Source organism: Methylocystis sp. S23, assembly GCF_054106005.1.
Map to the genome: position 1 here is coordinate 2202009 of NZ_CM134185.1, position 13088 is coordinate 2215096.

General features: G+C 65.2%; 12 protein-coding genes. 8 read left to right on the plus strand and 4 right to left on the minus strand.

Translation table 11 applies throughout. The annotated features are described in order from the left end of the window. Positions 1–10: 10 nt before the first annotated feature. On the minus strand, positions 11–460 hold the full coding sequence (locus tag ACV7JP_RS10845) for a (2Fe-2S)-binding protein (protein ID WP_457795694.1): 450 nt from the start codon (positions 458–460) through the stop codon (positions 11–13). A 281-nt stretch (positions 461–741) separates the two neighbouring features. Here ACV7JP_RS10845 and ACV7JP_RS10850 point away from each other — a divergent pair, with 281 nt between their 5' ends. The 7 genes from ACV7JP_RS10850 to ACV7JP_RS10880 all read left to right on the plus strand — a co-directional run bounded on the left by ACV7JP_RS10850 (position 742) and on the right by ACV7JP_RS10880 (position 6366). Continuing rightward, positions 742–1131: an HU family DNA-binding protein gene (locus ACV7JP_RS10850; protein ID WP_457795695.1), complete on the plus strand. Its 390-nt coding sequence runs from the start codon at positions 742–744 to the stop codon at positions 1129–1131. A 203-nt stretch (positions 1132–1334) separates the two neighbouring features. Further along, the gene (locus tag ACV7JP_RS10855; protein ID WP_457795696.1) at positions 1335–2498 is read left to right on the plus strand and encodes a 4Fe-4S dicluster domain-containing protein; all 1164 of its coding nucleotides are present in this window, start codon (positions 1335–1337) and stop codon (positions 2496–2498) included. After that, positions 2485–2946 carry a cyclic nucleotide-binding domain-containing protein gene (locus ACV7JP_RS10860; protein ID WP_457795697.1) on the plus strand — a complete coding sequence of 154 codons (462 nt, stop codon included), beginning with the start codon at positions 2485–2487 and terminating at the stop codon, positions 2944–2946. Before ACV7JP_RS10855 ends, ACV7JP_RS10860 begins: the two co-directional genes overlap by 14 nt. Beyond that, entirely contained in the window at positions 2939–3793 is an 855-nt protein-coding gene (locus ACV7JP_RS10865; RefSeq protein WP_457795698.1) for an FAD/NAD(P)-binding protein, read from the plus strand. Before ACV7JP_RS10860 ends, ACV7JP_RS10865 begins: the two co-directional genes overlap by 8 nt. Before the next feature lie 2 nt (positions 3794–3795). Then, positions 3796–4587: an NADH-quinone oxidoreductase subunit B family protein gene (locus ACV7JP_RS10870; protein ID WP_457795699.1), complete on the plus strand. Its 792-nt coding sequence runs from the start codon at positions 3796–3798 to the stop codon at positions 4585–4587. Beyond that, positions 4562–5854, plus strand: coding sequence for a Ni/Fe hydrogenase subunit alpha (locus tag ACV7JP_RS10875; RefSeq protein WP_457795700.1), 1293 nt, complete (start codon positions 4562–4564; stop codon positions 5852–5854). Before ACV7JP_RS10870 ends, ACV7JP_RS10875 begins: the two co-directional genes overlap by 26 nt. Positions 5855–5910: 56 nt before the next feature. Next, positions 5911–6366 carry a hydrogenase maturation protease gene (locus ACV7JP_RS10880; protein ID WP_457795701.1) on the plus strand — a complete coding sequence of 152 codons (456 nt, stop codon included), beginning with the start codon at positions 5911–5913 and terminating at the stop codon, positions 6364–6366. Here the strand turns inward: ACV7JP_RS10880 and ACV7JP_RS10885 are convergent. Beyond that, entirely contained in the window at positions 6363–7382 is a 1020-nt protein-coding gene (locus ACV7JP_RS10885) for a UDP-glucose--hexose-1-phosphate uridylyltransferase (RefSeq protein ID WP_457795702.1), read from the minus strand. The two genes, ACV7JP_RS10880 and ACV7JP_RS10885, sit on opposite strands and share 4 nt — an antisense overlap. A 1-nt stretch (position 7383) precedes the next feature. Continuing rightward, positions 7384–8574, minus strand: a complete 1191-nt coding sequence (gene galK / locus ACV7JP_RS10890) for a galactokinase (RefSeq protein WP_457795703.1) — start codon at positions 8572–8574, stop codon at positions 7384–7386. Between the two features lie 170 nt (positions 8575–8744). Between galK and ACV7JP_RS10895 the strand changes: the two genes are divergently transcribed. After that, positions 8745–11477 (plus strand): glycoside hydrolase family 2 protein, encoded by a 2733-nt coding sequence (locus ACV7JP_RS10895; RefSeq protein WP_457795704.1) that lies wholly within the window; start codon positions 8745–8747, stop codon positions 11475–11477. Position 11478: 1 nt separating this feature from the next. On the opposite strand, the gene ACV7JP_RS10900 is transcribed toward ACV7JP_RS10895, so the two are convergent. Further along, positions 11479–13080, minus strand: coding sequence for a phosphoenolpyruvate carboxykinase (locus tag ACV7JP_RS10900; protein WP_457795705.1), 1602 nt, complete (start codon positions 13078–13080; stop codon positions 11479–11481). Between the last annotated feature and the right edge of the window lie 8 nt (positions 13081–13088).

Sequence of the window (13088 nt, forward strand, 5' to 3'; positions counted from 1 at the left end):
TCGATCGCCTTCATGCGCTGGCGGCGGCGTGGATCGCCGCGCGCACCTGCTGGAACGTGCCGCAGCGACAGATATTGGAGATGGCGGCGTCGATCTGCGCGTCCGTCGGATGCGGCGTCTCTTTCAGCAGCGCCGCGACCGCCATGATCATGCCGCTCTGGCAATAGCCGCATTGCGGCGCGTCGAGATCGATCCAGGCCTGCTGCACGCGATGAAGCGCGCCATTTTCGGCGAGGCCCTCGATCGTCGTGATCTTCTTGCCGGCCGCGTCGGCGACCGTCACGCTGCAGGATCGCACGGCCTGCCCGTCAATATGGACCGTGCAGGCGCCGCACTGGCCGACGCCGCAGCCATATTTCGTTCCCGTCAGGCCGAGATTCTCGCGGATCGCCCAGAGGAGCGGCGTGTCCGGCTCGACGTCGGCGTCGACTGTTTTTCCATTGACGAAAAGAATCGTCATGCGCTTCCTCTCCCGCCGCGCGGTCTGTTTGGCCTTCTATATAATCCTACCGGATTAGAAGGGTTAAGCCAAGCCATTCGTGTCGCCTGAGCGCTTATCTAGCGCGCCTGCGTCAATGCGCGAGCGGCGCCGCTTTTTCATGGCGGCGAAAGAATCGCGCGGCGCAATGAAGGGAATGCGAGGGTTTGATTGCGAATCACCCTGCAAATCGTTAGCAATTTGCATTGTTGGCGCCGGCGCGCGGGATTTTGCGGGCCGATTGCGACGAGGAGAGCATTCATATGGCCAAGGCAAGAACCACCAAGGCTGCCGCGACCACGAAGGTCAGCAGGGCCGAAGCGCCCGCCATTCGTCCGGTCAAGGAAACCATGACGAAGTCGGCGCTGATCAATTACATCGCCGAGCAGAACGAGCTGCCCCGCAAGACGGCGGCCGCCGTCTACGCCACGCTGGAAGGCGTGTTCCTGGGCTCGGTCCATCCCAGGGGCGTCGGCGAATTCACCCTGCCTGGCCTGTTGAAAGTCACGCTGCGCAAGGTTCCGGCGCGCAAGGCGGGCACGCTCGTGCGCAATCCTGCGACCGGCGAGATGGTGAAGGCGGCGGCGAAGCCCGCCAGCGTGCGCGTGAAGATCCGCGCGCTCTCGAAGCTGAAATCCGCGGCGACGAAGTAAGGCGTTTTCTGCGACACGCGTCGGTCCGCGCCGCGCGGGCCGGCCTGCGGGCCCGCTTATGCCGGGGTAGAGCCCTGTCATGCGGCCGGTTCGCGCGTTCTCCGGCGAAAGGCGATTTGCGCGACAGCGCGGTTTATCGTCGCTTGGCGTTCATATTCGGGGTACAGTGTCGGCGCCGTCCGATTACGCCAGACGAATAAGCAATGCCGGAAGCAACCAGCCGCGCCGTTCCCGAGCGCCGCGTCGTCAATGTCGAGGGACTTGGCGCCCTGATCGAGGCCTTGCGCCGCGGCGGGCGCCGCGTCATCGCCCCGACGGTCTCCGACGACGCCATCGTCTATGACGACATCGACGGGCGCGACGATCTTCCGCAGGGCGTCACCGACGAGCAGGAGGCGGGGCGCTACAAGCTCGCGCCGCGCGGCGACGGCGCGCTCTTCGGCTACGCCGTCGGTCCCCAGTCATGGAAGAAGTTCCTGCACAAGCCGCTGCTGCGTCTGTGGCGCGCCGAGCGCAAGGGCGGCGAGGTCACGGTCGAGGCAGAAGCGCCCGAGCCGCAGGACTTCGCCTTTCTCGGCGTGCGCGCCTGCGAATTGAACGCCATCGCCATCCAGGACAGGGTGCTGATGGGCGGCGATTATGTCGATCCACATTACAAGGCGCGACGCGACGGCGCCTTCATCGTCGCGCTGAATTGCGGCAAGGCGGGCGGGACCTGCTTTTGCGTCTCCATGAAGGCCGGCCCGAAGGTCGAAAAAGGCTTCGACCTCGCGCTGACGGAGCTGGTTTCGGAAAGCGCGCATGAATTTCTCGTCGAGGCCGGCTCGAGCGCCGGCGCTGGCCTCCTCTCCGAATTGCCGGGCCGGCCCGCGACGGCGGAAGACCTCGACGCCGCGGAGAGCGTCGTCGCGCATACGGCCGCGTCGATGGGCCGGCGCATGCCGGACGACGACGTTCCCGCGCTTTTGATGCGCAATCTCCAGCATCCGCGCTGGGACGAAGTGGCGCAGCGCTGCCTGTCCTGCGCCAATTGCACCATGGTCTGCCCGACCTGCTTCTGCACCTCGGTCGAGGAGCATAGCGATCTCGCGGGCGTCGAATCGTCGCGCACGCGCCGCTGGGACTCATGCTTCACCCTGGATTATTCCTACATCCATGGCGGGTCGGTGCGGCCGAGCGTATCCTCGCGCTATCGCCAGTGGATGACGCACAAGCTTTCGACCTGGCATGAACAGTTCGGCACGCCGGGCTGCGTCGGTTGCGGCCGCTGCATCACCTGGTGTCCGGTCGGCATCGACATTACGGAGGAGACGCGAGCGATCAGCGAGGAGGAGAAAGCGCGAGGAGGCCTCGATGGAAAATCTTGAGCGCATCCTCTCGCAACACCCCTTCTTCGCCGGGCTCAACGATTCATTCATCAAGCTCGCCTGCGGCTGCGCCAGCAATGTCCGGTTCGAGGCGGGACAATATGCGTTCCACGAAGGCGAGGCGGCCGATCATTTCTATCTCATCCGGGAGGGCCGCATGGCCTTGCAGGTCTCGGCGCCCGGCCGCGGCGCCGCCACCTTTCTCACGCTCGGGCCGGGAGAAGTTTTCGGCGTCAATTGGCTCGTGCCGCCCTATCGCTGGGTCTATGACGCCAAGGCGCTCGATCTGACGCGCGCCGTCGCCATGGATGCGAAGTGCCTGCGCAACAAATGCGAGGCGGACCACGATTTGGGCTATGACATCATGAAGCGTCTCATGCCGGTGCTCATCGAGCGCCTGCACACGACGCGGCTGCAATTCCTCGACCTTTACGGCTCCCATGTCTGAAACGGCGGATCTTTTCCGACCGGTCGCGGCGGAGCCCATGGTTCCCCGCGTCGCCTATGTGCGGCGGCGGCGCCATGACGCGCCGGACGTCTGGACGCTCGAGCTCGAAATGGCCGACGGCGCCCGCTTCGAATATGCGCCCGGCCAGTTCAACATGCTCACCGCTTTCGGCGTGGGCGAGGCGGCGATCAGCGTCAGCGGCGATCCCGCTTCCGGTCCGCTCGTCCATACGATCCGGGCTGTCGGCCCGGTCTCGCGCGCGCTTACGCAGCTCGGCCCCGGCGATCCGATCGGCGTGCGCGGTCCTTTCGGCGTCGGCTGGCCGATGGCGCGGGCGGAAGGCAAGGATGTCGTGGTCGTCGCCGGCGGTCTCGGCCTCGCGCCGCTGCGTCCCGCCCTCTATCGCCTGCTCGCCGAGCGCACGCGCTTCGGCAAGGTCACGCTGCTGTTCGGCGCGCGCCGTCCGGAGGACATTTTGTTCCGCCGCGAGGTCGAAGGCTGGCGCGGCCGCTTCGATATCGACGTCGAAGTGACGGTCGATTACGCCGCTTCGGAATGGCATGGCCATGTCGGGGTGGTGACGACGCTGATCTCGCGCCTCGACGCCGACCCCGCGAAGAGCGTCGCAATGGTCTGCGGACCGGAGGTGATGATGCGCTTTGTCGCCCTGTCCCTTATCGACAAGGGCCTCGCGGCGGACGCGGTCTATCTCTCGATGGAGCGCAACATGAAATGCGCCATCGGCCATTGCGGCCATTGCCAGCTCGGGCCGACCTTCGTCTGCCGCGACGGACCGGTTTTCACTTATGCGCGGCTGAAGCCGCTCCTCGCCGTCAAGGAGCTTTAGCGATGGAGCGCAGGAAGCCGCGCCTCGCCGTCTGGAAATTCGCGTCCTGCGACGGCTGCCAGTTGAGCCTCCTCGATTGCGAGGATGAGCTTCTTGCGATCGCGGGGGCGATCGACATCGCCTATTTCCCCGAGGCGACGCGCGGCGAAGCGAAGGGCGTCTATGATCTCTCGCTCGTGGAAGGCTCGGTCTCCACGCCGCATGACGCGGAGCGCATCCACGAAATACGCCGCCGCTCGAAGAAGCTCATCACCATCGGCGCCTGCGCGACCTCGGGCGGCGTTCAGGCTCTGCGCAATTTCGCGGATGTGCGCGAATATGCGGCCATCGTTTACGCGCATCCGGAATATATCGAGACCCTCGCAACGTCGACGGCGATTTCCGACCACGTGCCGGTCGATTTCGAATTGCGCGGATGCCCGATCAGCAAGGCTCAGCTCGTCGACGTCGTCTCGGCCTTCCTTTCGGGCCGTCGCCCGAACACGCCCGCGCATAGCGTCTGCATCGAATGCAAGCTGAAGGGCAATGTCTGCGTCATGGTTGCGAAGGCGACGCCATGCCTCGGTCCCGTGACGCATGCGGGCTGCGGCGCTCTTTGTCCTTCCTATGATCGCGGCTGCTATGGCTGCTTCGGCCCCAAGGAGACCCCGAACGCGCCGTCGCTCAGCGGCTGGCTCGCCGGGATGGGCATGGACGCGAAGGCGCTGGAGCGCGTCTATCGCACCTTCAACGCCAATGCCGAACCCTTCCGCACGGAGAGCGAGCGCCATGTCGACCAAGACAATAAAGGTTGATCTTCTCGCGCGCGTGGAAGGCGAGGGCGCGCTGAAGGTCGTCGTGCGCGACGGCAAGGTGCGGCGCGCCGAGTTCAACATTTTCGAGCCGCCGCGCTTTTTCGAAGCTTTTCTGCGCGGCCGGCCTTTCGCCGAGACGCCCGACATCGTCGCGCGGATCTGCGGCATCTGTCCCGTCGCCTACCAGATGAGCGCGGTGCATGCGCTCGAGAGCCTGCTCGGCGCGACGGTCGACGGACCGCTGCGCGAGTTGCGGCGGCTGCTCTATTGCGGCGAATGGATCGAGTCGCATGTGCTGCACATCTACATGCTGCACGCGCCGGATTTTCTCGGCTATGACGGCGGCGTCCAGATGGCGCGCGACCATGGCGACGCCGTGAGGCGCGGGCTGCAGTTGAAGAAAGCGGGCAATGAGATTCTCCAACTGCTGGGCGGGCGGGAAATCCATCCCGTCAATGTCCGGGTCGGCGGCTTTCACCGCGCCCCGCGCCGCCGCGAACTGGCGCCGCTGGCCGAGAAGCTGAAATGGGCGCGCGAAGCCGCGCTGGAGACGGCGCGCTGGGTCGCGACCTTCGATTTTCCTCAGCGCGAGCGCGACTATAATTTCGTCACGCTCAAGCATCCCGCGGAATATCCCTTCAATGAGGGCCGCATCGTCTCCAATCGTGGGCTCGACATTGCGGCGTTGGAATATGACGCGCATTTCGAGGAGAGTCATGTCGCGCACTCGACGGCGCTGCACTCGCATCTGAAGGATGGCGGCGGCGCCTATCTCACCGGACCCCTCGCGCGCTTCAATTTGTGTTTTGATCAGCTCTCGCCCCTGGCGCAAGCAACCGCGCGGGAGATCGGGCTCGGCGAAAGCTGCCGCAATCCCTATCGCAGCATCATGGTCCGAGCGATCGAGGCGCTTTACGCCTGCGACGAGGCGTTGCGCGTCATCGAGAATTACGAAGAGCCGGAGAAGCCCTTCGTCCCGGCCGCGCCGCGCGCAGGGGTGGGCTACGCCGCGACCGAGGCGCCGCGCGGCATGCTCTATCATCGCTATCGGATCGACGACGAAGGGACGATCACGGACGCCCGGATCGTGCCGCCGACGTCCCAGAATCAGGCCTGTCTCGAGGAAGATCTGATCGACTTCATCGGCGGCTTTCTCGACCTGCCGGATGAGCAACTACAGTACCGCGCCGAACAGACGGTGCGCAATTACGATCCCTGCATCTCCTGCGCGACGCATTTCCTCAAACTCGAAATGGACCGGGGATGACATTCAATGCCGCGCCGTTGCGAGCCGAGGACGGATGAACGACGGAGTCAAATGGTATGACGATCGTCGTCATTGGCGTAGGCAATCCCGACAGAGCCGATGACGGCGCCGGTAGGGCGGCGGCGCGGCGGCTGCGCGCCCTGGGGATGGAGAAAGCCGCGATTGTCGAGTGCGACGGCGAGGCCACGGCTGTGCTGGCGCATCTCGAAAGCGCAAGCGCGGCGATCCTGATCGACGCCTGCCTTTCGGGCGCGGCGTCGGGAACGGTTCGCCGCTTCGACGTCGCCGAAACGCCTTTGCCGACCGGAGCCTTCGCTTCGTCGTCGCATGGCTTCGGTCTGTCCGAGGCGATCGAGCTGGCGAGAGCGCTCGGGACTTTGCCGCCGCGCTGCGTCGTCTATGCGATCGAGGGCGAACGCTTCGATGTCGGCGCGTCGTTGTCCGAAAGCGTGTCGACTATGATCGACCATGTGGCTCGGGAGATCCGAGCGGAAGTCGCGAAGCTCGATTAACGCGCGGCCCGCAATCGCTCCGCCGCGCTTTCCGGCGTGATGTCGCGTTGGGGCGCGCCGAGCAATTCGAAGCCCACCATGAATTTGCGGATCGTGGCCGAACGCAGGAGCGGCGGATAGAAATGGCCGTGGAAATGCCAATGCGGATGCGCGCCGCCGTCGCTTGGCCGCTGATGGAAGCCCATGGAATAGGGGAAGGGCGTCGAAAAGAGATTGTCGTAGCGGCGCGTGACCTGGCTTAATATATCGGCGAGGGCGCGCATATCGCTTTCATTGAATGCGTCGAGCGCGCCAAGATGGCGGCGCGGCAGCAGCATGGTTTCGAACGGCCAGGTCGCCCAGAAGGGCGTGAGCGCGACAAAGCCGTCATTCTCGCAGACGATGCGCTCGCCCTGGCGAAGTTCGAGCGTCAGATAGTCGCATAGCAGGCATGACTGCCGCTGAGCCGCATAGTCGCGCTGCCGGAAGGATTCCTTTACCAGCTCGTTCGGCTCTCCATGCGTCGCCCAGATCTGGCAATGCGGATGCGGATTGCTCGCGCCCATCATGGCGCCGCGATTTTCGAAGATCTGCACGGCCCCAACGAGCGGATCGGCGTCGAGGCGCATGAATTCCTCCCGCCACAGCGCGACGACCTTCGCAATATCCTCCACGCGCATTTGCGACAAAGCGAGATTGTGCCGCGGTGAGAAGCAGACGACGCGGCAACGGCCCGGTTCGCCCTTCGCGACGATCAAGCCTCCTTCGTCTATTTCTTCTTGCGGCGCGTCGGCGACGAGCGCGGCGAAATCATTGTCGAAGGCGAAGACGCTTTCATAAGCGGGATTGCGCTCGCCATTGGCGCGGAGATTCCCCGGACAGAGATAGCAGCCCGGATCGTAGGACAGCGCCGCCGTCTCGCTCTTGGCCTCCGTCTGGCCCTGCCAGGGCCGGCTGGTGCGATGCGGAGAGACGAGCACCCACTCGCCTGTCAAGGCGTTGAGGCGGCGATGGGAGTCTTGTTGCAGATTGAGCATGTCAAAGAACCGCCGGCCCGGCTCCGGGGCCAGGGTAGCAGGAAAAGATCATGGGCTTGAGACCCGTCTCCCTTTCATAGGCGGGCCCGACGCTCTCGGCAAAGCGCGCCGCCGCTTCCGCATCGACAAGGCTCACCGCGCAGCCGCCGAAGCCGCCGCCCGTCATGCGCGCGCCATAGACGCCGGGCGCCGCGCGCGATAGCGCGACCATGAGGTCCAGTTCCGGGCAGCTCACCTCGTAATCATCGCGCAGGCTCTCATGGGAGGCGTTCATCAGGCGTCCTGCTTTCGCGAAATCTCCCGCTTCCAGCGCCGCGACGGCTTTCAGCACGCGGGCGTTTTCGGTGACGACGTGCCGGGCGCGCTTCAAAATCGTTTCGGGCAAGCGCGCGGCATGCGCTTCGAGCTGGGCGGCGCTCACGTCGCGTAGCGCGCGCACGCCGCCGATCACATCGGCGAGCAGGGCGACGGCCGTCTCGCAATCCTGGCGCCGCAAATTATATTCGCTGCCGGCGAGGCGGTGATGCACCATGGTGTCGCAGACGAGGATCCGCAGCTTTGGATCGAGACGGATGGGTCGCGCCTCGAGACTGCGGCAATCGAGCAGCAAGGCGCAGCCTTCGACGCCGTGGCAGGAGATGAACTGATCCATGACGCCGCACCGCATGCCGACGAACTCGTTCTCGGCGCGCTGGCAGAGCTTGGCGAGTTCGAGGCGATCGACTTTAGCGCCGGCGGCGCTGAGCAGCGCATAGCCGACCGACGCCTCGAGCGCGGCCGAGGCCGACAGGCCCGAGCCCATCGGCAGGACGCTCATGACGAGCATATCGGCGCCCGCCAGACGATGGCCGGCTCGCTCGAGCTCCAGCGCGACGCCGAGAACGTAATCGCTCCAGTCGCCGCGAGGATGCCGCGCTTGATCGATATTCGCGTGGAAATCCTCGCTCAGATTCACGGAGTGAACCTGGATCACCCGGTCCTCGCGCGGCGCGATCGCGACATAGGTCGCAAGCTCGAGCGCGGCTGGAAGCACGAAGCCGTCATTATAGTCCGTATGTTCGCCGATCAAATTCACGCGTCCCGGCGCGCGAAACAGTCGCGGCGCGCGGCCGAAGCGGGTTTCGAAGAGATGCGGCAAGTCCTTGGGGTCGAGCATTGGCGTCCGGTCGGCTGACGGCAGCTTAGCTTTCATTTTACGAAAATCTCATGTCGCGCTGAAGGCCGGCGGTGAAATTCTCTGGCCTTCTTACGTAGTTTCGCGTAGGGAATTTCATGTCGCACGGATCGCAATATTCGTTATCCAGCATCATCTTCATTTCGACCCTGTGAAGCGGGCCGGATTTCCGGCCGGGGACGACGTCGGTGACGAAAGCGCGTATCAGCCTCGATGGCGTGTGGGAGTTCCAATATCTCGGCAATGGCGCGTCGGCGTTCGCCGGGAAGAGGAGCGTCGATGTTCCGAGTCCCTGGCAGGCTCAGTTTCCTGATCTGAGCATGCGAGGCGGGGTCGCGCTCTATCGCCGGAGCGTCGACGTGCCCGCCGACTGGCTGGAGCGCCGCGTCTTCCTCCATTTCGGCGCCGTCTTTCATATAGCGCATGTCTTCGTGAATGGCGCCTTGGTCGGCAGCCATGTCGGCGGCTTTCTGCCGTTTCATTTCGACGTGACCGACCGCCTCGCGGGCGGACGCGCGGAGATCGAGGTTCGCGTCGAAAGTCCGACGGACGATCCTTCGGAATTTCCGCACACGCCCTTCGCCGAAATGCCGTTCGGCAAGCAGAGCTGGTACGGTCCGCTCTCTGGCGTCTGGCAGTCGGTCTATCTTGAGCGCAATGCCGCCGACCGCCTGACGGGGCTGCGCATCGGCGCGGATCTCGATAGCGGCGACGTCTCGGCGCAGTTGAAATTCGAGCGTGCGTTCTGCGGTCGCACCGAGGCCGTCGTCGAAGTGCTGTGCGCGCAGGGCGCGCGCGTCGCCGTGGCGCAAGCGGAGCTCGCCGTCGGCGCGGAACATGCGACCTTGCGCGCGCATGTCGCCGAGCCGCAGGCCTGGTCGCCCGACGCGCCCAATCTCTATTCGCTACGCGTGACGCTGATGCGCGACGGCGAGATCGTCGACGAAGGCGAGACGAATTTCGGATTCCGCAAGATCGAGACGCGCGACGGCAAGCTCTATCTCAACGGAAAGCCCTTCTATCTGCGCGCGGCGCTGGATCAGGACTACTATCCCGACACGATCTGCACGCCGCCCACGCTCGAATTCATCGAGGACCGCTTCCGCAAGGCGAAGGCGCTCGGACTCAACGCGTTGCGCTGCCACATCAAGGCGCCGGACCCGCGCTACTACGACGCCGCGGATCGGCTGGGCCTGCTGATCTGGGCGGAGCTGCCGAATGGCGGCTATTCGACGGAGCGCTCGCGCGAGCGCAAGGAGACGACTCTCAAGGGCATCATCGACCGCGATGGCAATCATCCGTCGATTTTCTGCTGGACGCTCATCAACGAGAATTGGGGCGTCGATCTCGTGCACGACGCCAAGCACCGCGCCTGGCTGCGTCGACTCTATCTATGGCTCAAGGCCTATGATCCGACGCGCCTCGTCGTCGATAATTCGCCGCTCGCGCCGAGCTTCCATGTGCAGAGCGATCTCGCGGATTATCATTTCTACGCGGCTATTCCGGACAGCCGGCTTGATTGGGATCGTTTCGTCGATGCGCTGGCCGATCGCGGCGACTGGCTGTTCAGCCCGGAGGGCGACGCGGTGACGACGGGCGAGGAGCCCTTGCTGTGCTCGGAGTTCGGCAATTGGGGCCTGCCCGATCCCGAGAAGCTCAAAGACGCGAATGGCCGCGAGCCCTGGTGGTTCGAGACGGGCCATGACTGGGGCGAAGGCGTCATGTATCCGCATGGCGTGCAGAATCGTTTCCACGACTGGAGTCTCGACCGCGTCTTCGGCAGCTTCGAGGGTTTCGTCGAGGCCACGCAGTGGCAGCAGTTTCGCGCGCTGAAATATGAGATCGAGGCGATGCGCCGGCGCGGCGAGATTGCAGGCTATGTCGTCACCGAGCTGACCGACTGCCATTGGGAGTCGAACGGCCTTCTCGACATGCGGTCCAATCCGCGCGCCTTTCACGACGTCTTTCGCACGATCAACGCCGACACCGTAATCGCGCCGCGTCTCGAACGCGCGTCCTACTGGTCGGGCGAGACGCTGCAGCTCCCGCTGCGCATCGCCCATGGCGGCGGCGAGGCGCTGGAGGCGGGCGCGCTCGAAATCCTGTCGGATTGGCCGCAGACGATGCCGACGCCGCGCATTGAGGCGGGCTCGGTCGCGGATCTCGGAGTCACGCCGCTGCAATTGCCGGAGGTCGATCGGCCGTCCATGCGGCGGATCTCCTTCCATCTGCGCGCGGCCGACGGCCGCGTCCTCGCGCGCAACGAGATCGAATTCGCGATTCACCCGGCGCGTTCGCAATGCGCCGGTTATGCGGTTTGGTCGCCCGAGCCGGATGTGCGCGTGCGCCTTCAGGCGCTCGGCTATCGCCTTGCGGCGAGCATTCGCGAGGCGGATATCGTCATCGCGCTGCGCAACACGCCCGATCTTGCCGCCTATGTGCGCGGCGGCGGACGCGCGGTTCTGCTGCCGGACGAGGAAGGGACTCTGACGCCTTTCTTTCCGCATTGGCAGAATGTGAAAGTGCTCGCGCGGGACGGCACGCTGTGGCGCGGCGATTGGGCTTCGTCCTTCGCCTGGCTGCGTCGGCGCGGCCCCTTCCGCGCCCTGCCGGGCGGGCCGATGATCGACCAGACCTTCGACCGCGTGATTCCGACCCATGTGATCTCGGGCTGCAATCTGCTCGACTTCCATGCGCGCGTGCACGCGGCCCTGGCCGTGGGGTGGATTCACAAGCCTGTCGGTCTTGCGGTCGAGCGCAATTATGGCGAGGGCCATATCGTCATTTCGACCTTCCGGATGATGCGCGATCCGCCCGGCGCGGATCCGACGGCGACGGCGCTCTTCGACGCGCTGATCGCCGCGGCGGGCGCAAATCTTTCGGTTCCGGCGCTGCAGCCGGCGAAGCTCGAATCGGCCTAGCTTAGGCCGCGTCCGAATGGCGCGGCCCCGCGTCCCGCACGTCCTTATCGACGGAGGGCGCGAAAGCGCGGAAATTTTCGCGGAACATATCGACGAGGCGCGCCGCGGCGTCGGCGTAGCGCGCGGGCGAGGACCAGGTGGCGGCGGGGTCGAGCATGCCCGGCTCGACGCCGGGCGCCGCGAGCGGGGTCTCGAAGCCTAAGAAAGGATCGCGGCGATAGCCGGCCCGGGCGAGCGATCCATCGAGCGCGGCGCGCAGCAGCGCGCGCGTCACATGAATCGGCATGCGGCTCCCTTCGCCATAGGAGCCGCCCGTCCATCCCGTATTGACGAGCCAGCAATCGGCGCCGTGCGCGCCGATGCGCTCGCGCAGCAAATGGCCATATTCCGAAGGGCGCCGGGGCATGAAGGGCGCGCCGAAGCAGGTGGAGAAGACGGCCTGCGGCGCGCGCACGCCGTTCTCGGTCCCCGCGACGCGCGCGGTGTAGCCGGAGAGGAAATGATACATGGCCTGCGCCGGATCGAGCCTCGCGATCGGCGGCAGCACGCCGAAAGCGTCGCAGGTCAGCATGACGATGTTTCGGGGATGGCTCGCGCGGCCTTCCGTCGACGCGTTCGAGATGAAATCGAGCGGATAGGCGATGCGCGTATTCTCCGTCCTTGAGTCGTCGTCGAAATCGACGCGCCGCGTCGCGGGATCGAAGCCGACATTTTCGAGCACGACCCCGAAGCGGTTGGACGCGGCGTGAATCTCCGGCTCGTGCTCGGCCGACAATCGGATCGCCTTGGCGTAGCAGCCGCCTTCGAAATTGAAGACGCCGTTCTCGTCCCAGCCATGTTCGTCATCGCCGATGAGCATGCGCCCGGCGTCGGCGGAAAGCGTGGTTTTCCCCGTGCCGGAGAGGCCGAAGAAGACCGCCGCGCCGCTCGCGTGATCATTCGCGGCGCAATGCATCGGCAGCACGCCCTTTGCAGGCATCAGGAAATTCAGGAAGGTGAAAACCGCCTTCTTGATCTCGCCGGCGTAGCGCGTGCCGCCGATGAGCGCAACGCGGCGCGTGAAGTCGAGCGCGATGACGGTTTGCGACCGGCATCCATGGCGCTCGGGATCGGCGCGGAAGGAAGGCAGAGCGAGGATGGTGAGGTCCGGCGCCCGCGCACTCGGCGCAAGGGGCCGGATCAGCAGATTGCGGATGAAAAGCGCGTGCCAGGCGAATTCGCTGTAGACGCGAATGTCGAGGCGCCGCCTGGGATCCGCGCAGGCCTGCAAATTTTGCGCGAAAATGTCGAGGCCGCGCGCATGCGCCGCCATATCCGCGTAAAGACGGGAAAAATGTTCGGGCGACATGGACTGATTATTGTCCCACCAGACGGCTTCGTCGGTGAGCGCGTCGCGCACGATGAATTTGTCGGCGGGCGACCGCCCGGTATGCGGCGCCGTTTCGACAATGAGCGCGCCGCTGCGCGCGATCAGCCCTTCCTTGCGCCTCAGGGCTTCTTCATAAAGGCGCGGCGCTTCGAGATCATGGAAAGCGGGCTGCAATTGGTGGAGGGAGAAGACGTCAATCGCGCGATCCGCCGTTACCCTCGACTGCGCCGTCATGTATCTCC